General features: G+C 35.9%; 24 protein-coding genes, 2 pseudogenes and 1 riboswitch. Of the genes and pseudogenes, 15 read left to right on the forward strand and 11 right to left on the reverse strand.

The window, feature by feature from the left end; all coding sequences use genetic code 11:
- Positions 1-122: 122 nt before the first annotated feature.
- The 4 genes from dapA to CHI06_RS19455 all read right to left on the reverse strand — a co-directional run bounded on the left by dapA (position 123) and on the right by CHI06_RS19455 (position 4,610).
- Positions 123-1,001 (reverse strand): 4-hydroxy-tetrahydrodipicolinate synthase, encoded by an 879-nt coding sequence (gene dapA, locus CHI06_RS19440; RefSeq protein ID WP_095250271.1) that lies wholly within the window; start codon positions 999-1,001, stop codon positions 123-125.
- Between the two features lie 128 nt (positions 1,002-1,129).
- A riboswitch (Lysine riboswitch) is annotated at positions 1,130-1,310 on the reverse strand.
- A 179-nt stretch (positions 1,311-1,489) separates the two neighbouring features.
- Positions 1,490-2,686: a class I SAM-dependent rRNA methyltransferase gene (locus CHI06_RS19445; protein WP_095250272.1), complete on the reverse strand. Its 1,197-nt coding sequence runs from the start codon at positions 2,684-2,686 to the stop codon at positions 1,490-1,492.
- Between the two features lie 206 nt (positions 2,687-2,892).
- On the reverse strand, positions 2,893-3,366 hold the full coding sequence (locus CHI06_RS19450) for a M15 family metallopeptidase (RefSeq protein WP_257009371.1): 474 nt from the start codon (positions 3,364-3,366) through the stop codon (positions 2,893-2,895).
- A gap of 161 nt (positions 3,367-3,527) precedes the next feature.
- The gene (locus CHI06_RS19455) at positions 3,528-4,610 is read right to left on the reverse strand and encodes a branched-chain amino acid aminotransferase (RefSeq protein WP_095250273.1); all 1,083 of its coding nucleotides are present in this window, start codon (positions 4,608-4,610) and stop codon (positions 3,528-3,530) included.
- A 321-nt stretch (positions 4,611-4,931) separates the two neighbouring features.
- Here CHI06_RS19455 and CHI06_RS19460 point away from each other — a divergent pair, with 321 nt between their 5' ends.
- From CHI06_RS19460 to CHI06_RS19470, 3 genes and pseudogenes are all read left to right on the forward strand, one after another.
- On the forward strand, positions 4,932-5,780 hold the full coding sequence (locus CHI06_RS19460; RefSeq protein ID WP_095250274.1) for a DegV family protein: 849 nt from the start codon (positions 4,932-4,934) through the stop codon (positions 5,778-5,780).
- 489 nt (positions 5,781-6,269) lie between these two features.
- Positions 6,270-7,766 (forward strand): RNA-guided endonuclease InsQ/TnpB family protein, encoded by a 1,497-nt coding sequence (locus CHI06_RS19465; protein WP_095250275.1) that lies wholly within the window; start codon positions 6,270-6,272, stop codon positions 7,764-7,766.
- Positions 7,767-7,871: 105 nt separating this feature from the next.
- Positions 7,872-8,186, forward strand: a pseudogene (locus CHI06_RS19470) (serine aminopeptidase domain-containing protein); the annotation flags it as partial.
- 114 nt (positions 8,187-8,300) lie between these two features.
- Here CHI06_RS19470 and guaC read toward each other — a convergent pair.
- Entirely contained in the window at positions 8,301-9,284 is a 984-nt protein-coding gene (guaC, locus tag CHI06_RS19475; RefSeq protein WP_095250277.1) for a GMP reductase, read from the reverse strand.
- 148 nt (positions 9,285-9,432) lie between these two features.
- Here guaC and CHI06_RS19480 point away from each other — a divergent pair, with 148 nt between their 5' ends.
- Entirely contained in the window at positions 9,433-9,987 is a 555-nt protein-coding gene (locus CHI06_RS19480; protein ID WP_095250278.1) for a YhcN/YlaJ family sporulation lipoprotein, read from the forward strand.
- A gap of 53 nt (positions 9,988-10,040) precedes the next feature.
- Here CHI06_RS19480 and CHI06_RS19485 read toward each other — a convergent pair whose 3' ends face one another.
- The 3 genes and pseudogenes from CHI06_RS19485 to CHI06_RS19490 all read right to left on the reverse strand — a co-directional run bounded on the left by CHI06_RS19485 (position 10,041) and on the right by CHI06_RS19490 (position 10,822).
- On the reverse strand, positions 10,041-10,328 hold the full coding sequence (locus tag CHI06_RS19485; RefSeq protein ID WP_257009377.1) for a hypothetical protein: 288 nt from the start codon (positions 10,326-10,328) through the stop codon (positions 10,041-10,043).
- 6 nt (positions 10,329-10,334) lie between these two features.
- Positions 10,335-10,481 (reverse strand): annotated as a pseudogene (locus CHI06_RS30645) (cupin domain-containing protein); the annotation flags it as partial.
- A 128-nt stretch (positions 10,482-10,609) separates the two neighbouring features.
- Complete coding sequence (locus CHI06_RS19490) at positions 10,610-10,822, reverse strand: hypothetical protein (RefSeq protein ID WP_095250280.1); 213 nt, start codon at positions 10,820-10,822, stop codon at positions 10,610-10,612.
- A gap of 215 nt (positions 10,823-11,037) precedes the next feature.
- Here CHI06_RS19490 and CHI06_RS19495 point away from each other — a divergent pair, with 215 nt between their 5' ends.
- The 5 genes from CHI06_RS19495 (at position 11,038) to CHI06_RS19515 (ending at position 15,007) form a co-directional block, all read left to right on the forward strand.
- A complete protein-coding gene (locus CHI06_RS19495) occupies positions 11,038-11,580 on the forward strand; it encodes a GNAT family N-acetyltransferase (RefSeq protein ID WP_257009372.1) in 543 nt (180 codons plus the stop codon).
- 306 nt (positions 11,581-11,886) lie between these two features.
- On the forward strand, positions 11,887-12,747 hold the full coding sequence (locus tag CHI06_RS19500; protein ID WP_095250281.1) for an EamA family transporter: 861 nt from the start codon (positions 11,887-11,889) through the stop codon (positions 12,745-12,747).
- 156 nt (positions 12,748-12,903) lie between these two features.
- Entirely contained in the window at positions 12,904-13,254 is a 351-nt protein-coding gene (locus CHI06_RS19505) for a DUF6508 domain-containing protein (protein ID WP_257009373.1), read from the forward strand.
- 2 nt (positions 13,255-13,256) lie between these two features.
- Positions 13,257-13,808: a hypothetical protein gene (locus CHI06_RS19510; protein ID WP_095250283.1), complete on the forward strand. Its 552-nt coding sequence runs from the start codon at positions 13,257-13,259 to the stop codon at positions 13,806-13,808.
- Between the two features lie 83 nt (positions 13,809-13,891).
- Positions 13,892-15,007, forward strand: a complete 1,116-nt coding sequence (locus CHI06_RS19515; protein WP_095250284.1) for an amidohydrolase — start codon at positions 13,892-13,894, stop codon at positions 15,005-15,007.
- A gap of 583 nt (positions 15,008-15,590) precedes the next feature.
- Here the strand turns inward: CHI06_RS19515 and CHI06_RS29945 are convergent.
- Entirely contained in the window at positions 15,591-15,749 is a 159-nt protein-coding gene (locus CHI06_RS29945) for a hypothetical protein (RefSeq protein WP_179292702.1), read from the reverse strand.
- 244 nt (positions 15,750-15,993) lie between these two features.
- Between CHI06_RS29945 and CHI06_RS19520 the strand changes: the two genes are divergently transcribed.
- Positions 15,994-16,875, forward strand: coding sequence for a LysR family transcriptional regulator (locus CHI06_RS19520; protein ID WP_095250285.1), 882 nt, complete (start codon positions 15,994-15,996; stop codon positions 16,873-16,875).
- 163 nt (positions 16,876-17,038) lie between these two features.
- On the opposite strand, the gene CHI06_RS19525 is transcribed toward CHI06_RS19520, so the two are convergent.
- On the reverse strand, positions 17,039-17,878 hold the full coding sequence (locus CHI06_RS19525; protein ID WP_257009374.1) for a hypothetical protein: 840 nt from the start codon (positions 17,876-17,878) through the stop codon (positions 17,039-17,041).
- A 244-nt stretch (positions 17,879-18,122) separates the two neighbouring features.
- Here CHI06_RS19525 and CHI06_RS19530 point away from each other — a divergent pair, with 244 nt between their 5' ends.
- Both CHI06_RS19530 and CHI06_RS19535 read left to right on the forward strand, forming a co-directional pair.
- Positions 18,123-18,797: a uracil-DNA glycosylase gene (locus CHI06_RS19530; RefSeq protein WP_095250286.1), complete on the forward strand. Its 675-nt coding sequence runs from the start codon at positions 18,123-18,125 to the stop codon at positions 18,795-18,797.
- A 160-nt stretch (positions 18,798-18,957) separates the two neighbouring features.
- A complete protein-coding gene (locus tag CHI06_RS19535) occupies positions 18,958-21,861 on the forward strand; it encodes a DUF3427 domain-containing protein (protein ID WP_095250287.1) in 2,904 nt (967 codons plus the stop codon).
- Positions 21,862-21,889: 28 nt separating this feature from the next.
- Here the strand turns inward: CHI06_RS19535 and CHI06_RS19540 are convergent, their stop codons facing one another.
- Positions 21,890-22,288, reverse strand: a complete 399-nt coding sequence (locus CHI06_RS19540; RefSeq protein ID WP_095250288.1) for a (deoxy)nucleoside triphosphate pyrophosphohydrolase — start codon at positions 22,286-22,288, stop codon at positions 21,890-21,892.
- A 376-nt stretch (positions 22,289-22,664) separates the two neighbouring features.
- Here CHI06_RS19540 and CHI06_RS29950 point away from each other — a divergent pair, with 376 nt between their 5' ends.
- The 3 genes from CHI06_RS29950 (at position 22,665) to CHI06_RS19550 (ending at position 24,128) form a co-directional block, all read left to right on the forward strand.
- On the forward strand, positions 22,665-22,826 hold the full coding sequence (locus CHI06_RS29950; RefSeq protein WP_179292703.1) for a hypothetical protein: 162 nt from the start codon (positions 22,665-22,667) through the stop codon (positions 22,824-22,826).
- A gap of 95 nt (positions 22,827-22,921) precedes the next feature.
- On the forward strand, positions 22,922-23,788 hold the full coding sequence (locus CHI06_RS19545) for a hypothetical protein (protein ID WP_095250289.1): 867 nt from the start codon (positions 22,922-22,924) through the stop codon (positions 23,786-23,788).
- 58 nt (positions 23,789-23,846) lie between these two features.
- Positions 23,847-24,128 (forward strand): hypothetical protein, encoded by a 282-nt coding sequence (locus CHI06_RS19550; protein ID WP_257009375.1) that lies wholly within the window; start codon positions 23,847-23,849, stop codon positions 24,126-24,128.
- Positions 24,129-24,215: the final 87 nt, after the last annotated feature.

Consider the following 24,215-nt stretch of genomic DNA (forward strand, 5'->3'; position numbering starts at 1 on the left):
TTACTCTTTGAGATTAGTCCTCCATAAGGATTACCGTAAGAAAAATCAACATCTGTCTTTAACAGAGCTTAAGGAAAAAGAGAGCCTGCCCCACTTCCGGGACAGGCAGCTTTGTATTTACATTAAACCAAAGACCTAGCAGGCAGGACCTTTTGGAGTACACTTTTTTCTTCATCATTTAAAGGAACCATTGGCAGGCGGACATCTCCAACTTGGACACCTTGCATATTTAGAGCGGCTTTTACGGGAGTTGGATTTGGTGCCGCAAATAATGCTTTCATAATTGGAAGAAGTCTGCGATGTGAAACGGCAGCTTCATTAACACGTCCATTTTTGAATTGGTTGATCATTTCTTGCATTTCATTCCCAATAATATGCGAGGCAACAGAAACAACTCCAGCACCGCCTATGGATAGGACAGGTAAGGTTAATCCATCATCACCGCTGTACAAGGTAAAATCATCTGAAGTAAGGCTAATAATTTCTGCCATTACATCAAGATTTCCGCTGGCTTCTTTTATCGCCACGATATTACTAATTTCTGAGAGTCTGACAACTGTTTCTACCGAAATATTGACGACACTGCGCCCCGGAATGTTATAAAGCATTACTGGTAAGGAAGTGGTTTCGGCAATGGCTTTAAAGTGCTGAAACATTCCTTCCTGTGAAGGCTTATTATAATAGGGTGCAACGAGCATAATTCCATCCACACCTGCTTCTTCAGCCAGCTTTGTTAAGCTGATAGAAGCTCTTGTGTTATTGGAGCCAGTTCCAGCAATGACAGGCACTCTGCCTGCGGCAGTTTCAACAGTCAATTTAAATAATTTAACTTTTTCTTCTGTAGTTAATGTAGGTGATTCTCCAGTTGTACCTGAAACGACTAATCCATCAGAACCATTGTCTATTAAATAATTTACTAATGTTCTCGCTGCGTTAAAATCAACCTCACCATGCTGATCAAATGGCGTCACCATAGCTGTTAACACTTGGCCAAAATTCATCATATTCACCCTTTATATCATTTTTTTTGAAAATTAGAGGTGGCTTGAGGTCAGTCAAAAGTTAACGCAAAAAAGCAGCAACGAAGGCTCGCGGCTGCAGTAGAAACATAATAAAGAAACGTTCCTTTGCGTAAGATAGCCCTCCATATAGTCTCCTATATGACAGTTCTGTATTTCTTCAATAGCAGAACCAGCGGTCTAGAAAAATGAGATTCCATCCACTTCGGCAAATTCCCCTTTCCACAATCGTCCTAGGACCTCATCATCCTCAAACTGCGTACTAATGGTCTTTGCGCCTCTATCCTCACTTCAAAAGGTAATGAAGTAAGAAAATATTTAATTACAAGTAAATATAACAGAAAATTCATTATGGTTCAAGAGGGTAGCCTTAGAAGGGTGCCTGTCACCGTGACAAAGTCACGGTGACAGGCACCGCCCGTGGACAGTGTCCACCTCAGGCGGACAGTTTTATTCCAAAAGGAAGACTATTATTTAAGTTTTTTTATGAAGACTACTTTTAGGTAGTCGGATTCTGGATAGTGTTTATTGGTTCTGAAGTCTTCAGGGAGTGAAAATTCTTCCATTAGTTTATAGCGTTTATTTGATTCCTTAAAGGCGGTATCAATGAATCCTTTAAATTTGTTCATGCCAAAGGAGCTGGCATTGGTTGATGCGAGGATGATTCCATTATCCTCTGTGATGGAAATTGCTTCTTTTAATAGGTTTTTATAATCCTTTTCGGCACTGAAAACAAACTTCTTTGATCTTGCAAAGCTTGGAGGATCAAGGATCACGACATCAAACAGCAGACCCTTTTTCACTGCATATTTGAAGTATTTGAATACATCCTCTACGATGATATCTTGAGTTTCTGCATCAATTCCATTCACTTTAAATTGCTCAATCGTTTTACTTTTGCTTCGATTTGCGAGGTCAACACTGGTCGTTTTCGTCGCTCCGCCTAAATCGGCGAAAACTGAAAATACGCCGGTATAAGAGAACGTGTTTAATACTCGTTTCCCTTTTGAATAGACATCTCGTAATGTTTTTCTTACATCCTTTTGATCTAAGAAAACACCGACCATGGCACTTTCATTCAAATAAACCGCAATATTGACGCCATTTTCTTTCACGATAAGGGGAAACTCTCCTCGTTCGCCCGCGACGAAGTCATCTTCTTCAATGTACTTACCACTTTCATCAAACCGCTTTTTCTGATAAATAGCTTTATACTCCACCAAATTCTTCAATGAATCTATGATAAACTCCCGAAAGTGATAGATGCCTTTACTGTACCAGGTAATGACGTAATAACCATCGAAATAATCAATCGTTAAACCGCCAATTCCATCGCCTTCGCCGTTAAACACTCGAAAGGCTGTAGTTTCAGAGCCCTGAAAAAAATGCTCTCTTCTATCAAAGGCAGCCTTTAGGGTCTTTTCAAAAAAACGATGATCAAACTGTTCTTTTTCATTGTTGCTAAGCACCCAGCCCAGACCTTTATTTTGTTTTCCATAATAGCCTTTGGCAATAAAATTATTCTGTTCATCAACTAGCTTTATGGTGCATCCTTCTACATCAAGAGCAGTAGAATTTAGAATGGTTTCCTTTGTAATAAGCGGGTAGCCGTTTTTATATTTAGTAACGAACTTTGATTTTACCTTTAAACCAACTTCTGTTTTCATGTTTTCATCCTATCTCTTGTAAATATCATTATTAGCATTGTAAACAAATATTTGTAAAATCAATCACAATCCATCAATCATAACACGCTTTACTACTTGTGGTGCGTATTTCAGGATAGGGGAACACATAAAAAAAATCCAGAAAGCATCTGGATCTTGATTTACTATAGCGCAATTATTTTCAAAAGAGAGGAATGCTTCTCCAATTAGTGGGTGTCCACTGTTAAAGATGACTCTTCAGGTCTCTTGCCGTTCTGTAAGTCAGCAAGTGTTAACCCAAAGTTCATTTGTACGTCGTATTGCATATCCCATATGACATTTTCAGAAGGGGTTTTTATGGCAAAGTCGATGGCAAGCCCAAAATTATGAAAGGATTCTCCTCCCCTAGCATGCGTTACGATATTTCCCTCTCCTGTCCGGCCTTGTTCATATAGTCGGTCCTGATCCTCTGCACTGCGGAAGTCATCCGTAATTATGATCACAATCCCTTTTTGGGCAGATTGCTGGATTAATTGATTGCTCCGGTCCTTCACGATAGGATGGAGTTCAGTTGGAAAATCCGCAGATTCCATCGTTAATCTATTAAGCAAGTTAAGTCCTAAAGGATTTTTCATAATGAAATAAATAATAATAGCAATAAATAATGTGAGTAATAGTTTCCCTTGCCCGTTAAGTTTCAAAATCGCATTTCCTTTCTTACCTAAAAATCTTTTCAACATCTAAGACGATAATAAAGGACCCAATGTTTCAATTACTTCATTTCCTCCTATTTGAAAATCTATTCAATCATACATAAAAAAAGATCCAGGTATACTGGATCTTTACAAAGTCATGATTCAAATTAAGCTTCTACTGAAGCAACTTTAACGGTCCAGTTAAATGGATCTTCTTTTTTCCCAAGTTGAATTCCTGTCATTTCATTATAAATATCCTGAGATAGCTGACCGATATTATTGTTATTGATAATAATAGATTGATCTTTCCAAGTCAGTTCACCAACAGGCGAAATAACGGCAGCCGTTCCTGCTCCAAAGACCTCCTCAAGTTCCCCGCGCTTATGTGCAGCAAATACCTCTTCAATGGATATTTTCTCCTCGCGTACAGGAATATTCCAATATTTTAACAGTTGAATGACGGAATCACGGGTAACACCAGGTAAAATGCTGCCATTTAACCTCGGAGTGACCACTTCACCATTAATTTTGAAGAAGATATTCATACTGCCGACTTCTTCCACATATTTATTCTCTTTCGCATCGAGCCATAGAATTTGAGCATAGCCATTAGCATCTGCCTTTTCTTGGGCCTTAAGGCTGGCAGCATAGTTGCCTGCTGTTTTTACATGGCCAACGCCGCCAATTACCGCACGGACGAATTGCTCTTCCACATAGATTTTCACGGGACTTAATTGGCTGCCATAATAGGCTCCAGAAGGGGAGAGGATAACCAACAATTTATATTGCTTGGCTGGTCGGACACCGAGATACGCCTCTGTTGAAAAAATAAACGGGCGGATATAAAGCGAAGTTCCTTCACCGCTTGGAACCCAATCTTTTTCAGTAATAATTAATTGTTTAATTCCTTCTAATAAGAAGTCCTCATCAATTTGGGGAATACACAGCCTATCGCAGGATTCATTGAAACGCTTCATATTCTTCTCAGGACGGAATAATTGGATGGACCCATCCTCAGTCTTATATGCTTTCATTCCTTCAAAGATTGCTTGTCCATAGTGAAAAACCATTGCTGATGGATCAAGCATTAACGGTTCATTAGGAGTAATTCTCGGATCAAACCAGCCTAGGTCACTATGATAGTCCATTGCAAACATGTAATCACTGAAATACTTGCCGAAACCAAGTGAAGAGGGATCTGGCTTTGCCTTTAATTGTTCTCTAGGGATAAATGAAATCTCCTGTTTCATGCTCACACCTCATTCTTATTTATAAGTTCAGTTTTTAAACACTTAATTCACTCAATCTTACTCTAAAAATTATCTTTTTGGAATAGTAAAAATTCTTCCCTTTACTATACCACTATTTAAATTAAATCAGGTTAATTTTGATTTAGATTTGTCAAAGTGGTGACAATTTCGTTTGTCAGACCTAAAAAACTTCATCTTATATGACAAATATAACTGGTGAAAAAGTACTCATTTTTGTAATGTTAACCTCATTACAATACTACTATTTTTAAGGTTATTGCCTATATAGATTGAGAGAATTTTAAGAAGGAAGAGGATAATATGAAAAAACCTAAAATTGCATGGATTACCGATACGACTTCTTCTCTTAGCAAAGAGTTTATTAAGCAGCATAACATACATGTTATTCCCCTGCATGTTGTCATTAACGATAAATTTTATAAAGAAACAATCGATATTACCGAAGAAGATTTTTATAATCGAATGAAGAATGAGGAAGGGAAATTCCAATCATCACAGCCAAATATCGGGGACATCGTGGACCTTTATGAAAAGTTAAAAGAAGAATATGACTTTGGAATAGCCATACATGCATCTAGTACATTAACCGGCACCTATCAAACCTCTGTGATGGCAACGGAAATGGCTGGATTCAAATTATTTGCGATTGATTCCCATACGGGTTCTTATCCTTTATCGTTCCTTGTGAAAAGAGGGGTAGAACTAGTTGAAAAGGGAGTCGATATTAACGAGGTAGTTACACAACTAAACGCATTGCGCGAGCACACTCGATTATTCCTGGTTCCATCAAACCTAGACCAGCTTCACAAGAGCGGCAGGGTGTCTGGAAGCCAAAAAATATTAGCTTCGCTATTTAATATTAAGCCGATTTTATCGATTGAGGATGGAGCCGCAAAGATTAAAGACAAAGTCCGAACTGAAAAGAAGGCTCTTGCTTGGCTGGTAAATAATTTAAAGGATGACCTTCATTCAAAAAAAGTTCAAAAGGTTGCCATTGTCCATGCTAATGACCGTGAAAGGGCTGCTGGGCTTGAACAATTAGTAAATGAAACATTTCCACATATAGAAACAGAGAAATTAATGCTCATCACCGTTGCCGGTGTACATACGGGTGTTGGAACTCTTGGACTATCATGGGTTAATGAATAATTTGGGAAAATAAGCAGATAAAAGGCCGTTTGAATGAATCAAACGGCCCTTTAGAATTTCTTCCATCAGGATAAAACTACCTATTCTTCTTCTGTATATGCCTCGGTCGTCGTGTCCCTGCAATCCCAGCACTCACATCGATTCCTCTCCATGAGACATAATTCCTCGCCACAAGAAATGCAGACATCCATAAGAAGAAACTCCCCTTTCCAGTGAAAATGTATATTTATTCTATTTTTATTCAGTGATGTTGATAAATATGTCACCTTATCCTCGATAAATCAATTGCCCCAAATGGCAAAGCACTGTTCCATATCGTGTAAATGTAGAAATTTTATCAAAAAGCAGCGTAAAACCCCTAGCTTAAGATATAAGGGTATAAGCTGTATTTTTGGATAAAATCAGGGCTCCTACTATACTTTCTATCAAACTATTTGGTATAATGAAAGCACAAAGAGAACGTTTGTTCTTTGTGAGGGGGTGAACGAAATGTATAGTGCTTATAAAATACAAATACATCCGGACCATGAATTGTTTGATTACTGTGACTCTCTATGTTTTAAAGCGAAAAACTTGTACAACATTACCAATTACTATATTAGACAGGTTTACACTGCACTAAAAAAAGAAATTAGAAGTGAAAATCAACTTCACGTTCTAATGGATATTGAAACACATTTATCTAAAATGAATAAGATTCGCCAGAAAAGTCATGAAAAAGTGAAGGTAAAACCTAAGAAAGTAGACAAAAATGGCAAAATTCTTGATCCAGTGTTGAAGCTATTTAAAGTGCCTCATCTTGAGAAATCATTTATTGGATATGGCTTTGTAGAAGCCTTATTTAAAGTGATGAAACAAGTAGACTACACTTCTATGCCCTCCCAGTCCAATCAGCAAACAATGAAAAAAGTATATGATGATTGGAAAAGTTTCTTCGAAGCCTCTAAGAAATATAAAATCAATCCTGCCAGCTTTTCCGGTAAGCCAAAGATTCCAAAATATAAACAGAAAAATGGGAAAACCACGTGTTATTTAACCAATCAAATAGCAACGATCAAAGAAGGAAATGTTCTTAAATTACCTGGAACCCATCTACAGTTAAACTTGGGGAAAGTGGCCCAATTCGAAGGGAAACTGCAACAGGTTCGAATTGTCCCCTCCTATGGCCGCTATGTAGTGGAGGTCATTTTTAAAGGTACACAAGACAAGGAAATCTATCGCACTGAAAAGCAATTTAATGAATTGGTATTTGAACCTAAACGAGTAATGGGTATTGATTTGGGCGTTAATAACTTGGCAACTATCGTCGATAATACGGGGCTAAAGCCTCTGCTTATCAAGGGCACAAGTTTAAAATCAATCAATCAATACTATAACAAATTAAAGAGCAAGTACATGAGTATTATTCGAAATGGGAAAGGTCCCAAAGAAGGGATTTTTAACACTAAACGAATGATATCGTTGGACCGAAAAAGAAATAACCGAGTCATGGATTTTTTGCATAAAGCTAGCGCTAAAGTGGTGGAAATTGCGTTAGTAAGAAACATTGATACTATCATTATTGGAAGGAATGTTGGCTGGAAATTGGAGGTTGATATGCAAAAGGCAAATAAGCAGACCTTCATCCAAATTCCATATTCGACTTTCATAGAAATGATTCGATACAAAGCCGAACGCCAAGGGGTTCAAGTCATTGATAGGGAAGAAAGCTACACCTCCAAGTCTAGTTTGTTGAATCATGACCCCATTCCGACATTCGGAGAAGAACATCAAACTATTTTTAGTGGGTATCGAAGTACTAGAGCTTTTTACAAAATTAAGGGCTCAAAAGTTCTAATTCATGCAGATGTAAATGGCGCATTTAATATCGTTCGAAAACATGTAAAGAATGCCTTTGAAGGACTTGAAAGAAATCAATTCCTTCAAGCTCCACAGAAAATCATCATCATGGAAAATAGACATGCAAAGCTGAAGGCTTCGGCCTGATGTAATAGCGGGACTTGTGGTAGCCCACGTAAAGACAATGGTGCTTTTTAAGACTATTCTTTCGAAACCCCTGGCTTTAGCTTTGGGGATACACATTCAGACTCTTTACGTCACAATACCATTACACCTGGATTAGGACGCGGGCTGATCCTAGGAGTATCAAGGGTATTAAATAAGGCACCTTTGATAACGATGCCGTTTTTGTTACAATACGGACTTCGAGATAAAATTACACCGCCAACAAAGCTTGGTTCCTTTTTTAAGCACGTTTCATCCAAGGATAAACAGCTAATTGAATATCCTGCAGCAAAGCATCGGCCCATTGATGGGGCAGGAAAAGAGCAGTTTCTAAGAGATATGATTATATGGCTTGACCAACAGGTGGAGAAAATTCAAAAAAATAAAGTCCAGGCAGGTTAAACCCGATTCCCACATTTATTGGGAGTTGGGTTGTTCAGCGTTAATAATATTCTATAGTAAAAAAGAAAGATGAGCAGGATAAATGAATCCTGCTTATCTTTCTGTAAAAATTACTTAATATACTTTATCACCGTTAAAAATAGAATTCTTCACAATGACATAATCTACAAAACGAATGGCTTCGAGCTTGTTTCCGCCAGCATATGAAATAGAAGATTGTAAATCCTGCTCCATTTCAACGAGAGTATCGATCAAGGCGCCTTTGTGTTCCACTAACATTTTCTTGCCCTCTACATTTTTCCGTTCCCCTTTTTGATATTCCGAGGCTGATCCGAAATATTCTTTATAGAGTTTCCCATCTTTTTCAATCGTTTCCCCAGGCGATTCTTCATGTCCAGCAAATAAGGAACCGATCATCACCATACATGCCCCAAATCGGATCGATTTCGCAATATCCCCATGGGTCCGAATCCCGCCGTCCGCAATAATCGGCTTACTTGCTGCCTTCGCACACCAGCGAAGAGCTGCTAATTGCCAGCCTCCCGTTCCAAATCCCGTCTTAATCTTCGTGATACATACTTTTCCTGGTCCAATCCCAACCTTTGTCGCGTCCGCACCAGCGCGCTCTAATTCTCGAACAGCCTCTGGAGTACCCACATTTCCAGCTATCACAAAGCTTTGGGGCAAATATTGCTTAATATGTTGAATCATCTTAATCACGGCATTGGAATGCCCGTGAGCGATATCAATCGTGATAAACTCTGGAGATAAATTTCCCTCTGCCACCTCTTGAATAAAACGATATTCTTCCTCTTTGACTCCAACACTAATAGAGGCAAATAACCCGCGTGATTTCATATCTTTAATAAAATTTAGCCGCCTCTCTGGTTCAAATCGATGCATGATATAAAAATAACCATTTTCCGCTAAGAAGATAGCAATCTTTTCATCAATAATGGTCTGCATATTGGCAGGAACCACTGGAAGCTTAAAGGTTCTGCCGCCAAAAGACACGGTCGTATCACACTCAGAGCGACTATTCACTACACTTTTTGCGGGAATCAATTGAATATCTTCATAATCAAATACACTATCCATAAGAATCCTCCTCAAACAAAATCATCAATGGTTTAGTGTGTTTTGAATGGATTCTTTTTATTCTTTTTTAAAAAATTCCTCCAACCCTCTACATAAAAAAAGGGGATAAAGGTAATTGTAAGCATGAACTCATTTTAGGAGGAATCATATGAAGAGATTTAGAATCATATTAACCTGCTTATGCATTTCTGTAATCGTTGCTGGGTGTAATATGAAGGAAGAAGGAAGAGAAACAGATGAGCACGGCGAGATTAATAACCGCAATGCGGGTTCTTTAAATGTAGGAAATAGTTTAGGTAATCCCAATTTAAACTTAACGAATATGAATAACACTTCCAACAAGGTTAATAAATCCGGTTTACGGGTAGCAGATGAAGCAGAAGAGAATGTTCAGAACTTACATGAAGTTAAACGTGCGAATATCATTATAAAGAACCGTAATGCCTATGTAGCGGTTGTTATGGACGATGACTTTCATGGCGAGCTTTATCCTTACATTGAAGATCAAATTGCACAACAGGTAAGGGAAGCTGACGCATCTATTCAAAATGTATATATTTCAAGCAATCGTGACTTTGTCAGGCAAATGAGCCAACATAGGGAACAAATACAAAATGGAAGAAAAGCAGAAGGAATGAACGGCGGATTTAACGAAATGGTGCACAGAGTCTTTAATCATCATGAGAGGGTTAGACAGGACTAATCGGGCACTTTGAATAATAATTACCTAGAATAGTCCGTTTTCCGGTGCTATCATTAATAAATGACACAAGAACTGACGTACAACTCTGTAAAAATGATGGCCAAGTATGATTCGATTATCTCATTAAAATAAGGTGTTTTATCGAAATACTCGCAGAGTAATTCTTTCATGAGACGTGGAATTTTTTTATTATTCTCTGAATGAAAAATGATGTAATGGTTATGAATCTGATTTTTTGATATGGCATTTATAAGAAAATCAGAAATGATTCCTTTGTGCGATAATCGGCTCAAGAATGCGGTTGATAGTAATTCTTTTGGAATTAGGATATTAATGATCATATCGTTTTCCCCAGCGGCTAAAATAGCATGAGGTACCTTAGTGTATATAAGACATAGTTGTCCTTCTGTTAAAGTAATGGTTTCGTTATTGATAATTTGGGTACACGATCCCGAGTAAACATAGTTGATTTCAAGCCAGGTATGAATATGCATAGGTACTTCAGCGAAACGAGTGTGTTTAGCGTGCTTTAGTTGAAAACAGCCACTGATTTTGATCGGTGGCTTTCTTTGTTTAATGAAAACTTCTTACGATTAACTATTTATTCAATAACTGCGGAGTTCTAGTTACTTAATTCCATTAATAATTCGTGGACAATGTGTTGTTCAAAATCTTTTGGCATATCCAGTAGTATCCCTCTTCTTGACGCAGCTGCAATTATTAGTCCTAATTCGTAGTACATCTTTTTAGAAACTAATCCTTTTGAAATCATTTTCCTCACTTCATAATAAAATTGAATCAAAAAATCACTTGGTAATTTTTCATACAAAGACATTTTTAAAAGCACCCACTATTCCTACTGTTCTAATAGGAATAATATCAATTAAAACTGAAATTGAAAAGAGTTTTTCGCAAGATTTATAAATTTGTTATTTTATTGCAGATACGTTTGACAATACTGCTTTAATCTTGGTGAACTACCGGGGCAGGTTAGTAAAAGAGGAATTTAATAAATGAGGTTGAAATATCTTAGGTAATGGAGGGGCAATTATGATGATAATTAGAGCTGTTAAACAGGAAGAATATAGTTTTATCGAAGATTTTGTTTATGAAATTTTCAAGAATACGAGCTATTCAGATGGTGTAGTTGAAAAATCTCTTGTAAGAGAGATTCGAGAAAAACAATATTACATCCCACAATTAGATTTAGTTGCTGAGGAGAAAGGAGAAATTATAGGACACTTTATACTTTCAAAACTTCCAATAAGTAATAAATATGAAAACGAAATATTAATGTTATCCCCCGTCTCTGTGGCAATTAAAAAGCAACGACAAGGTGTTGGCAAGTTTATGTTGCTGGAAGGTATTAAATTAGCTTCTGAAAGAGGATATAAGGGAATTATTGTTGAAGGAGATTTCAAATATTATCGACGCTTTGGATTTAGAACATCAACTGAGTTCGGTATATATGCGTCCAAAAAAAACTTACCGCCATCCAAGGAGAATTTAATGGCAATGGAGTTGTGTAAATATGGGTTGAAAAACATCTGTGGTGAAGTGGACTATACAATTTATCATTCATTAACACATTGAAATTTATATAACACTTCAAAACTGAACCCTTTTACTTAACTAGTAAGCTTTCCATTTCAGTGAGAATTCGATCATAGGGTGTACTTCCTTTTTTACTGTGAGGTTTAGAAAAGGGCAAAGGATAAGGAAAATCATAAGTTATTGCTGGGATACATAATGCTTGTAAGGCATCCGTTATTGCTAAAATTTTAAACTTAACATAATAATATGAGGAGGAGTTTTGTGAACATTAGTCGTACATAAATGTATAGTAGATGGTGATTTTTACTTTCGGAAATATTTAAACATATAAAAAGCAGGTGCACAATGAGTATTATTCTAGCATTATTAGCAGCTTTATTTGCTTCCTTTACAGCAATCTTAGCAAAAGTCGGGATTGAAAATGTAAATTCCAACCTTGCAACAGCGATTCGGACCATTGTGGTGTTAATCATGGCATTTCTGATTGTGATCGTAACCGGACAACTAGACAATATTCCTCAGATTTCTACCAGCGCATTATGGTTTATTCTATTTTCTGGATTAGCAACGGGGGTTTCATGGTTGTTTTTCTTTAAAGCACTTGCCATTGGTGATGTTTCCAAAGTGGTACCGATAGATAAATCCAGTGTAGTACTCACCATTATTTTCTCCATTCTTGTGTTAGGGGAGCCTGCGGAGCCTTTGGTTTTAGCTGGAGGAGCGATTATCGCGATAGGGACGTTTATATTAATTGGAAAAAATGAAGAAAAGAAACGGTTTTCAGGATCTCAACGATATATTGTGTATGCTATTTTAGCGGCAGTATTTGCCGCACTAACATCCATTTTAGCAAAAATCGGAATGGAAGATGTCGATTCCAATCTTGCTACTTTTCTACGAACCATTGTGATTCTTATATTTGCATGGGCCATTGTATTATTTCAGGGAACTCACAAGAAATTGAAAAGTATTTCGAAAAAAGGATATCTCTTTTTAGTCCTGTCTGGAGTGGCTACTGGTTTATCATGGTTATGCTATTTTGCAGCACTCGCGATGGGCAAAGTGTCTATCGTAGCCCCCATTGACAAATTTAGCGTTGTAATAACAATGATATTGAGTTTTACTATTTTAAAAGAAAAAGCGGCCAAACACACAATCATTGGTGGTATTGTCATAACGATAGGAACGATTTTACTAATTTTATGATCTATTAGGCGGTAACTTCTTTTAGGAGATACCGTACTTTTACTTTTTATTACATATAGGAATATGAAAAAATATCGATAATATAATTTTCAAATCGTACTATAATTGAAGTTGGAAGTAAAAGGAATCTAACTGATGTTATGTGAGGAGTAGACAATGAACACCTATATACAGCTACTAAACTACATACCTTATTTTGAAGATGAGAACATAGTATTTTGCAGGTGGGAGGGGATGTATCCACAATATGACGAGAAGCTGAAGGATTTCATCAAGGAAGTATATAAAACAGATTTAATGAAAAGCAATTATTTAGAATACTTGGAAGAAAGGCTATTAGTCAAGGATTACGCTATTGCTGTTCCTACAGCAGATTTTGAATTATTAAGAGCAATTTTAACCTTTTATGTGCGCTCAGAACGTTTCTGTGACGGTGCATGGGCAAATTCCGCAAAGGAAGGTATTTTTTTAAGAATTCTCTATCGATTAAAAGAAGTAGATATCTAAAAGTGAACGATATAAAATTGCAAGAAGCACTTAAAAAAGCAAAGCCAAGACTTGAGAAATATTTAAAAATAATGAGCCTGGTAAAAATGGTAGATGTATCAAAAGATAAAGAATTCCAAAGAGCATTTAATGGCTTTTATCGAGTAAGGCAGCGGCCGCAGGTTTTCTATGATACATTTTATTCGTTTATGGAAGAACACAAAGGAAGCGCACCATCATTTGAAAAAACTTTAAAGTATATTGAAAAAGAACTACGAAGAGTTGAACCATCCTTTTCAAGCAAATTAGTCACGACCATCAATCCCAATCTTCCAATTTGGGACTCTGTCGTCCTGAATAACCTACAATTAAAGCCGCCAGCTTATTATCGAAAAGATAGAATCGAAGAGACGATTGTGTTATATGAACGGATAGTGGATTGGTATAAAGATTACCTTAAAGATGAAGAAGGACAGAAAATTATAGAGTTATTTGATGAAGAGTACCCAAACACCGGAATAACAGATGTTAAAAAAATAGACTTTGTCATTTGGCAAATAAGAGACGATCGATAGTTCGTTTACAATAAAAACTATAGGGTTAGTATTAATAGTAGGGTTATACCCGCAGATACATTTAGGAAGGGGGAGAGGATACGTTGGATGAAAAAAATTTAAAATTAGCTATACAACTGCGTCATGAATTGCACAAGCACCCTGAACTTTCAAACGAAGAGGTTTGGACAAAACAACATTTAATTAACTTCCTAAAAAAGCATACGATGCTAGAAATCGTAGATAGAGGCCAGTGGTTCTATGCGATTTACCGAGCAGGCGGGGATAAAAAGAACATTGCCTATCGTGCAGATTTTGATGCCCTTCCCATGCCGGAAGTGATTGACATTCCACATGCCTCCAAGAATCCTGGTGTATCCCACAAATGTGGACATGATGGGCATGCTGCAAGTCTGGCAGGCTTTGCACTGGAAGTCGACCAAAATGGTGCTGACAAAAACATCTTTTTCCTTTTTCAGCACGCGGAGGAAACGGGAGATGGCGCTATCCAATGTGCCACATTTATTAAGGAACATAACATAGAAGAAATTTTCGCCTTTCATAATATGAGTGAAATGGCTTTTCATTCCATCAATGTCATCGACGGTACTGCTCATTGTGCATCAAAGGGCATGATAATCCAAATGGAAGGTTCTCCGGCTCATGCCAGCCAGCCTGAGAATGGAGTGAATCCTTCATTTGCGATTGCAAAGATCATAGGTGCCATTCCAGAGCTGACCTCTCCTGCAAAAAATGAAGGGTTGGTACTTTGTACGGTTGTTCAAGTAAACATAGGGGAAAGAGCATTTTGTTTAGCAGCTAGTAAAGGTGAACTTCTAATAACCATCCGTGCGCTGTACGAAGCAGAATTGGATAATCTTCAGAAAAACCTAGAAGATCTTGCACGTGAGCAAGCAGAAAAGTATGGATTAAAGATGAGTATCTCCTTTAACGATGAATTTCCGGAAACGGTAAACCACAAAGAAAGTTCTGACAAAATCCGTAAGGTTTGCCTAGAAAAGGGATATCAATTGGTGGAAATGAAGGAAGCCTTCCGTGCCTCAGAAGATTTCGGGCACTACACGAAGTTGACAAAAGGTGCTATATTCTACCTCGGCAACGGTGAAAATTACCCCCATATCCATACCTATGAGTATGACTTCCGCGATGAAATCATCGAAACCGCGGTGGGGATTTTCAAAGGACTTGCTGAAATATGAGTAGCCTTGTAGCGAACAGAGCCTGGCACTGTTCATGGAAGAGGCGGTGCTACATGATTCAATTGAACAGTATCCTGTAAAAGAGTTTTTGTTTTTACCAATCAGATTTGAAGAAGGTTAAGCACCAGATCTGATAAATAGACGGGAAAATTCCGTTTATTTAGTAATTATCATTAAAAATAGCTTAAATAGACGGAGGGATTCCGCCTATTGACTCAAAAAATGAGAAAATAGGCAATTTAGCTATGCATAACCGGAAAACCTCCGCTTATTTACCCCGAAACGAGCTCCATTATGAAATTAACCGGAAAATATCCGCTTATTACTTTTGCTTAATTAAGGATAAGACTTCTTGTTATAAGGAAGTGAGATATCTTTTTAAAAGAACCTCATTTTGATGTGACACGGTGAACCGTATCATAAATAAATGAGGTTTTTTCATGGAATAATAAATAGTCAAAAATGTGCAAATCAGTATAATAAAAACATAAGTAAAGAGGGCAGTTCGTTAGGAAATCAATTGAAACCTAACAATCTGCCCTTTTTTATGTGTGATTCGTTTATGCCTTTTTATCCAAATATCTTATGCCGCTTCCTGCTGAAAACAAGGATCATTGAAGTATACAACTTCAGAAAGAATGTAAGTGCCATTCATGTTATTCAGAGCCTCTCTTGCTTGTTCCTCCGTTTCGAATTCAAACATGGAAATAGTTGAATCTACATAACAAGTTATAATCCACATGAATATTTCTCCTCTTTTAAGTTATTTCTGCCCTGCAGACTGGACATTTTTATGGCTAAAGATATCGAATGCTGTATTATACATAAGGATGATTTAGCTGGAATGAAGTCCCTATTCAGTTTTTGAAGTAGTAATTACTAATTGATATGGACCAATGATAATGCAATAATGAAAATAAATAAAATTTAAAAAAATTATAACGAGATATAAAAAAAAATAATATGGTAGAATTTGGGAGGGAAAAGTGGATTATCGTGATTGGGAAATACTGAAGGTCCTCTATAGTCAGAAGAACCTAACGAAAGCAGCGCGGCTTTTGTTTATTACACAACCTGCTTTAACAAGCCGTTTAAAGCACATGCAGGATGAATTAGGTGTGAAAATAGTAACCCGTGAAAGCAGAGGGATTCATTTTACCCTAGAGGGAGAATATCTTGTTCAATGTGCAGATAATATCCTTGCTCAGTATAACAAAATAAGAGAGCATGTCCAGAATATGAGTATTAGCGCAGGTAATGAAGTTGTAGGGACATTAAAATTGGGTGTTTCTAATTTTTTTGCGAATTATGAACTGCCTTATATTTTGAAGTTATTTAAAAGCCAGTATCCTCTTGTGGAATTTAAAGTAATTACAGGCTGGAGTAAAGATGTAAATAAACTTATACACAAAAAGGATGTTCATATCGGCTTTATTCGAGGCGACTATAGCTACAGAGGACTAGAGAAACATTTGTTATTTCAAGAAACAGTTTCTGTTACGTCGAGGGAATCGATTGACATTCTTGATTTGCCTAATCTTCCTAGAATTAACTATAGTGGAGATTACTTATTAAAATCATTAATTGATAATTGGTGGGCTGAAAACTATACACATCCGCCTTTAAACAGTATAGTAGTGGATCAGGTTGATACTTGTAAGGAAATGGTTATAAACGGATTGGGCTATGGCATCTTGCCTAGCCGAATGCTCAAGGATACAGAACAATTATATAAAAAAGATTTAACGGACCACAATGGAAATCCTATATTACGCAAAACATGGATGTATTACCATAAGGAATCCTTGGAATGGAATGTCGTAAAGGCTTTTGTAAATTTTATTGAGACATTGGAATTTATAGAGTGATCACCTTGAAAGAGCTTGGTTATTCCATGCTCTATTTTTATTAAGTGCGCAAGCAAATAAATGAGGTTAAAAATTATTGTAAAAATATCCATGATGAATTAGAAGAGATAGACAGAGCCATTTCAATTACGGATTGTAAACCTTCTTTCATTTTCCTCTCCCATTAAGCGTGCAGCCAGTCATAGTACATAACTTCGCCTGTCTCGAGCACATAACGGAACGACTTACTCTCACATTGATTTTCAAACAATTGTTCGAGATAGAATTCTTTTATTTTGTTGGTTAAAATGCCATAAAAGAAGGCTATTGGTTTTACCACCAGCTTGGTAGATTTCAACTTACGGACCAGCTGCTTAAAGGACTGAATAGCAATAGAAAGAACGTCCTCAGTATTTTGCGTACATTCAAATCGAAAAGCAGCAATCTGTACCATATGCCAGTATTCTTCAATCGTCTTTGCATCGGAGAAGAAGTATTTTACAAGCTGGACAAATGTCTGTGGAACTTTATCACTAACAAAAGTGTAATCGAGTTCAATCGGCGCTTCGTTACGTTTATTAATCTTTTGATTATTTGTTTTTAAAAGATTATTAGTTTCTTTAGGGTGGTCCAATTTATTCGCCTTGGGTGGTTCACTTGCAGGGAAACGATTAAAGCTGTATAAGTTGCTAGACTGTGATCCATTTTTGCGTTCAGTTTCATAGATGGTGAGGATTCCTAATTCTTTTGCTTTGAGGATCATCCGTTTAAACGTTGAGCGGGAGATACCGTTACCTTGATACTCTTCATTAATTGCTTTTAGTAACGTTCCAATCTTTGCATTACAAACACCGGGAACTTTTACAGAAAAACGAACCAGCCGTTTCAACCCGACCAATTCCCCCTTTGAAAACTCCTGCTTCTTTACAGCTAACCACATCTCCACATGCGTATTAAACTCCTTCACACTTTTAAACTGAGAATAATCTTCAAACCCTTCAATTCTGCCTGATTTCAAATTCATAAAAATGCACCAGCCTTTCTACCCTCTATATAGGAATTTAGAGGGCAAAAGGACAGGGTCGTTTGCAGAAAGTTGTTACAGAATTGTGTACTACATAGAATAAAAAAAGACTCGGGAAACTGCCGAATCAATCTTTTGTGGATCATTGCGAACAGTGCCTGGCACAGTTCGTGTCTTTTATAGTGCAAAGTATTTCTATATATTTATAATTAACTTAACAATCTTGAAAAGAGTGTGAAAGAAAATGGCAATTTTAAAAAATGATTGGGCGCCTTTATTAGAGGCGGAATTTGAGAAAACGTATTACCAACACTTAAGGAAAAAACTACTGAATGAATATCAAACAAGGGTCATTTATCCGGATCAACATGATATTTTTAACGCCCTCCACTACACTTCCTATAAAGATGCAAAGGTAGTTATTATTGGCCAGGATCCTTATCATGGCCCTAGACAAGCTCATGGTCTAAGTTTCTCCGTTAAACCGGGAGTGAAAATCCCACCATCATTACGCAACATATATAAAGAGCTTCAGGATGATTTGGGTTGCACGATTCCTAATCATGGATACCTAGTGGATTGGGCCAAACAGGGGGTTTTGATGCTGAATGCGGTGCTGACAGTCCAAGCTGGAAATGCAAACTCACATAAAGGTCTGGGTTGGGAGTTGTTTACCAATAGAGTCATAGAAATATTGAATCAAAGGGAGACACCTGTCATTTTCATCCTTTGGGGCAATTTCGCACAGCAGAAGCAACAATTCATTACCTCATCTCACCACTACATTATTAAATCTCCTCACCCGAGCCCATTTTCTGCCCATAATGGCTTCTTTGGCAGCAAGCCATTTTCCAAAGCGAATCAGTTTTTGAGTGCGATTGGGAGTAGGGAGATTGATTGGCAAATTAATAATTTATAGACAATAAAGTTTCAATAAATAGTAGAGGATGTACAATTAATGTATTTGCCTTAGCCACGAAAAAAAGTTGCTTATAGTATTTTAATATTAATAATACATTTGCACTTCAAAACACTGAGCATTACAATATAATTAAAAATTGGTAATGAATGGTGATCATATGGGTAATTTTATTCAGAATTTAGAAGCTTCGTTACATAAGGGGTTTATTGATCAAAAACAAAGTAAATCTGGAAGTTATAGACCCAGGCTATTAGTAAATAATACGAAACAAAATGAGAACGTTCTAACTTCATTATTAGAAGAACTAGAAGAAAGTGAATCCTTTTTATTTTCAGTCGCCTTTATTACAGAAAGTGGGCTCGCAACCCTTAAATCTCATTTTCTTGATCTAAAACGTAAAGGGATTAAAGGGCGAATATTAACATCCACCTTCTTGAGTTTCAATCAACCTAAAGTTTTCAGAGAGCTATTGAAAATAAAAAATGTTGATGTGAGATTAACTAGTCTAGAAGGATTTCACTCAAAAGGGTATATTTTTAGCCATAAAACACATTATTCATTGATTGTTGGAAGCTCTAACTTAACTGCGCATGCTTTGAAAGTAAACTATGAATGGAATGTTAAACTTACTTCACATGAAAACGGAGAGTTAGTACATCATTTTAAAAATCAGTTTGAGGATGTTTGGAAAGATGCAGTACCACTTTCTGATGAATGGATTGAACAGTACGAAAAAACATACAAACCTGTTATAAATAGGAAAATGATTGACCAAGTCATTGATTTCCCCACTGAATACTCTACAAATTCTATTGAAAATGCTATTAAAATTGTTCCTAATAAAATGCAAGAAGCGGCGTTGCAACAAATACAAGCTGTTCGGGATTCAGGAGAACAAAAAGGACTAATTATTTCAGCAACCGGAACAGGTAAAACATTTCTCTCGGCATTTGATGTAAGACGATTTGCACCACAACGTATGTTATTTATAGTCCACAGAGAACAAATATTAAAAAAAGCAAAAGCTGATTTTAAAAAAATTCTTGGTGGTATTGAAAAAGATTTTGGGATATTATCGGGGTCTACTAAACAAAATGATGCAAAATATTTATTTGCCACTATCCAAACAATTTCAAAAGATGAAAGCTTACATCAATTTGATCCTGACGCATTTGACTATATCCTAATAGATGAGGTTCATAAAGCAGGTGCTCAATCTTATACTAAAGTAATTGATTATTTTAAACCCAAATTCTTTATGGGAATGACTGCTACACCAGAACGAACAGATGACTTTAATATTTATGAATTATTTGATTATAACATTGCGTACGAAATTAGATTGCAAGAAGCACTTGAGGAAGATATGCTATGTCCATTTCACTACTTCGGGGTTACCGACCTTGAATACGATGGTGAATTCATTGATGATACCGCAATTCTTTCTAAACTTGTTACCGAGGAACGAGTAAACCATATTCTTGAAAAGATTCATTACTATGGTTTTTCAGGGGAAAAAGTAAAAGGCCTGATGTTCTGTAGTAGAAAGGATGAAGCAATAAAATTATCAAATGTATTAAATGAGAGAGGATTACGGACAATTGCATTAACTGGAGATAATTCTCAAGAAGAGAGGGAACTCCGTGTAAATCAATTAGAGAATGGAGCATTGGACTATATTTTAACTGTCGATATTTTTAATGAGGGAATTGACATTCCTAGTGTTAATCAAGTTGTAATGTTAAGGCAAACACAATCAAGTATTATTTTTATTCAGCAACTTGGTCGGGGGCTTCGTAAACATGAATCTAAAGATTACGTTACGATTATCGATTTTATTGGCAATTATAAAAATAACTATTTAATTCCAATAGCTCTATCAGGAGATAAATCTCAAAATAAGGACAATATACGTCGACAAATAAAGGATACAAGCTATATTAAAGGGGTTTCAACAGTTAATTTTGAAGAAATAGCAAAAAATCAAATTTTTAAAGCAATAAATAATAGTAATCTAACAGCATTTAAAGTTCTTAAAGAAGCCTATAGTGAATTGAAAAATAGAATTGGAAGAGTTCCTTATTTATATGACTTTGTAACAAATCATTCCATTGATCCTGTAGTAATACTTAGTAAATATCCTAACTATAATCAATTTTTATTAAAAATGAGAGAAGAAGTTCCAATATTAACCCAATATGAGAATCAAGTTTTAACTATGCTTTCTTCAGAAATATTAGAAGGTAAACGGAAGCATGAAGTAATATTGTTAGAATTACTTTTAGATAGTGAAAAGGTAAATTACGATGTGTTTATTAATCAATTAATTATATCTAATTGTAGAACAGATGAAGATACGCTTACATCTGTTATGAAGATATTTGAATTGGAGTTTTTTACTCAAAATAATAAATTGAAATACGGAAATAAACCGATTATTCTTTTAGATGATAATTCAGTTCTTAGCTTCAACGAATCCATACAGTTTAGTTTAAAAGCAAATGAATATTTTAAATATATGGTTTTAGATATTATTAGGTGCTCTCGTGAGAAAGCTAAACATTATCAAAGTGAGCAACCTCTTACCCTGTATGAAAAATACTCCAGAAAAGATGCTTGTAAATTATTAAATTGGAATAATGATGAAAGCTCGACGATTTACGGCTATAAAACAAAACATGGCACTTGCCCAATCTTTATTACGTATCATAAGGATGAAGATGTTGAGTCAAGTGTTAATTATTCGGAAGAATTTCTTAGTCAAGATATACTTAAATGGTCTACAAGAAGTAATAGAACATTAGAGTCACAAGAAGTTAAAACTATTATTGAGGCCAAAGAGAGAAATATTGACCTTCATATATTTGTTAAGAAAGATGATGATGAAGGAACTGACTTTTACTATTTAGGTAAGGCAATTCCTGATAAAAATAATATCGAGCAAGCAATAATGAAAGTAGAAAATGGTAGAGAACTACCTGTCGTTCATATGAATTTGATAATGGAGAATTCTGTTGAAAATAAGCTTTACCATTATCTGAAAAATGGAATTGTTGAATAACAAGAATAGTCTTCTCACAATGAGAAGACTATTTATCTTGAATTAACTGCCCAACAGCTGGAATATCCGCTGGAGCCCACTTGAGTGAATCTAGATTTTCTCTTTTTAACCAGATTAATTTTGAATGCTCACTCGGAGTTGGCGTACCTTCGATAACTTTGCATTTAATTGATATCAAATTAATGATAAATGTTTCATATTCATGAATGTTGTCGTTAAAGATTTCTTTTGTTGTTTCAATCTTACATTCCAATTCTTCATCTATTTCTCTTTCGAGTGCTGAGTATATATCTTCATTTGCTTCCACTTTGCCACCTGGAAACTCCCACATATTAGGAATCGACATTTCTGGAGATCTTAGTGCACATAAAATTTCATTATTTTCATTTTCAATAATAGCAGCAACTACTTTTACAAGTTTTTTCATGATAGCCTCCTATTGATATCTATAATCATAATAATATCATTTTTTTAAATTAGATTCTTTTAACAGGTTAATGTCTAGACTTTAAATACATCTGAAATTTAATTAAATATTATATCGTGGTGATTAAGCTACCGATGTTTTTTGCTATAATGTTAATAGTTAATATTTGGAAATTTCTTTGTTTTGAGAGGAGATAGAGAATATGAATGCAGTAGTTCTTTGGGAGAAGCTTAGAGAGAGAGCCTTACAATCAGAATTTGAAATACATACTGTTCCCCAAAATAAAAGTGTGCCTTTATAGTTTTTAGTAGGCGTTAGGGAAAAAAATCTCATTATAAAAAAGGCGAAGAATCATACACCTAGTGTAAACATTTCTATGGAAAGAATGATTACATATAAGGATTTTGAGTATGTTTACCGCTATTATGACCGTTGGCAAAAGGGTGAAACACGCAGCCGTCAAGAGGCAGCAAAGAAATCGCAGAATACAGCATACATCTTTGGGTTAATTGATGAAGCAATGAAGGTCAGCGCATAAGTAATTAATCACTTATTAAAAGTTAGTGAAGAAAAACGAAGCAAATCCTGTTTTAGGAGTACTTTTCATAGGTTAGAGAAAGAGGTTATAGCTACATGAAGTACTTTATTAAATATTTGGAAGAAATTAAGACAGTTGAGCTTTGGTCAACAAAGCGGCTTCCATTTGAGCCGAAGAGCTGGCTCAAAGATATGAGGGATGACTTAAGGAAAGACCTAAAGAAGTTAACATGTAATAGGGATGAGGTCCTTTATGGGTGCTATCAATCTACGACTAATGAAACAGGGTATGACGTTGAAAATATCCTTTTTTACAATGTAGGAAGCAGTGCTTTTTCCCAATTAAGAGTATCGGAAATTCGCTTTGAAAAGATCATAGATTTTATTAAAACACCCCATGTTAAGTTTGAAGAATCTGTTACCAGTTATTCTCTTTATAAAATCGTTCCTAAGGAGGAGAAGGATTCTTATTGGAAGAAGGATAAGGTACTTGCAAATTGGGAGAATCTAAAGATTATTAGTTTAAAAGATGCCTATTCAATATGGTGTTCTATGAAACAGAGCCTTGCAAATATTCATTCAGGGACAGAGAGTCTTAAAGAATATGGGCTAGAAATATCCTTATTTTTGCCTCCAAACCAGAGGTTCTCTTTACCGTCTGATGCGATGAAAAAATTACTGGATGGTGTCATTTGTGCCTTTCATGTACATAATGGTTTAAATGATGAGCAGGTTGCAATGCGTCTTTCGGAAAAGGTGCCTCATAACAAGGAGGAAATCAAAAAAATGCTCCATGATCATTCTACTAATCTGCTAGGGCAAAGAAGTATTTTTAATCTATATAGAGACAGCTCACTGCTATGCAATCCAGCTGATGATTTGTGCGTTCATGTTAATATTAAAATAAGACCTAGTACAAGTGAAAATTGTTATATAAGCGGCCATTTATTTTCAGTTTGCTAGACCCGTCTATAAAAAAATATAATAATAGGTGATTAATATGTTTAGATGTTCTTGGTGTATGAAAAAGTTTAAGAGTGGAAAACCAATGTATGGGCTGAATGTAACGTTTGTTGAAGGGAAAAAGATTTCAGATCCTGACGGAAGAATTATACATATACATCTTGAGTCAAGGAACACAAGTGTTCCAATGATTGTCCCTGGAGAAAATTCTGAGGCAGATAAGCAAGGAATTGATGGTATTTTTGCTATATGTAGTGAAAAATGTGGAGATAAAATGAGAGAAGCATTATCTAAGGAAATCAGCACTATTCAGACAGTTAATAATTTAACTAATTTGTAATACGCTTGAGTGGTATCAACAATAAAAACTAAACTGCAGCTAGAAAAGGTAATAACTAATCTAATGTTGATAAAACGGGTGAATGCC

Source organism: Bacillus sp. 7884-1, from assembly GCF_002272245.1.
GTDB lineage: Bacteria > Bacillota > Bacilli > Bacillales > Cytobacillaceae > Neobacillus.

Coding starts and splice junctions, on each gene's coding strand:
- CHI06_RS19500 (WP_095250281.1), top strand. CDS start 11,887: ATGAGTATTATTCTAGCATTATTAGCAGCTTTATTTGCTTCCTTTACA.
- CHI06_RS19495 (WP_257009372.1), top strand. CDS start 11,038: ATGATGATAATTAGAGCTGTTAAACAGGAAGAATATAGTTTTATCGAA.
- CHI06_RS19505 (WP_257009373.1), top strand. CDS start 12,904: ATGAACACCTATATACAGCTACTAAACTACATACCTTATTTTGAAGAT.
- CHI06_RS19465 (WP_095250275.1), top strand. CDS start 6,270: ATGTATAGTGCTTATAAAATACAAATACATCCGGACCATGAATTGTTT.
- CHI06_RS19485 (WP_257009377.1), bottom strand. CDS start 10,328: ATGATCATTAATATCCTAATTCCAAAAGAATTACTATCAACCGCATTC.
- CHI06_RS19550 (WP_257009375.1), top strand. CDS start 23,847: ATGAAAAAGTTTAAGAGTGGAAAACCAATGTATGGGCTGAATGTAACG.
- CHI06_RS19455 (WP_095250273.1), bottom strand. CDS start 4,610: ATGAAACAGGAGATTTCATTTATCCCTAGAGAACAATTAAAGGCAAAG.
- CHI06_RS19480 (WP_095250278.1), top strand. CDS start 9,433: ATGAAGAGATTTAGAATCATATTAACCTGCTTATGCATTTCTGTAATC.
- CHI06_RS19535 (WP_095250287.1), top strand. CDS start 18,958: ATGGGTAATTTTATTCAGAATTTAGAAGCTTCGTTACATAAGGGGTTT.
- CHI06_RS29950 (WP_179292703.1), top strand. CDS start 22,665: ATGGAAAGAATGATTACATATAAGGATTTTGAGTATGTTTACCGCTAT.
- CHI06_RS19525 (WP_257009374.1), bottom strand. CDS start 17,878: ATGAATTTGAAATCAGGCAGAATTGAAGGGTTTGAAGATTATTCTCAG.
- guaC (WP_095250277.1), bottom strand. CDS start 9,284: ATGGATAGTGTATTTGATTATGAAGATATTCAATTGATTCCCGCAAAA.
- CHI06_RS19545 (WP_095250289.1), top strand. CDS start 22,922: ATGAAGTACTTTATTAAATATTTGGAAGAAATTAAGACAGTTGAGCTT.
- CHI06_RS19490 (WP_095250280.1), bottom strand. CDS start 10,822: ATGTCTTTGTATGAAAAATTACCAAGTGATTTTTTGATTCAATTTTAT.
- CHI06_RS29945 (WP_179292702.1), bottom strand. CDS start 15,749: ATGTGGATTATAACTTGTTATGTAGATTCAACTATTTCCATGTTTGAA.
- CHI06_RS19540 (WP_095250288.1), bottom strand. CDS start 22,288: ATGAAAAAACTTGTAAAAGTAGTTGCTGCTATTATTGAAAATGAAAAT.
- CHI06_RS19460 (WP_095250274.1), top strand. CDS start 4,932: ATGAAAAAACCTAAAATTGCATGGATTACCGATACGACTTCTTCTCTT.
- CHI06_RS19530 (WP_095250286.1), top strand. CDS start 18,123: ATGGCAATTTTAAAAAATGATTGGGCGCCTTTATTAGAGGCGGAATTT.
- dapA (WP_095250271.1), bottom strand. CDS start 1,001: ATGAATTTTGGCCAAGTGTTAACAGCTATGGTGACGCCATTTGATCAG.
- CHI06_RS19445 (WP_095250272.1), bottom strand. CDS start 2,686: ATGAAAACAGAAGTTGGTTTAAAGGTAAAATCAAAGTTCGTTACTAAA.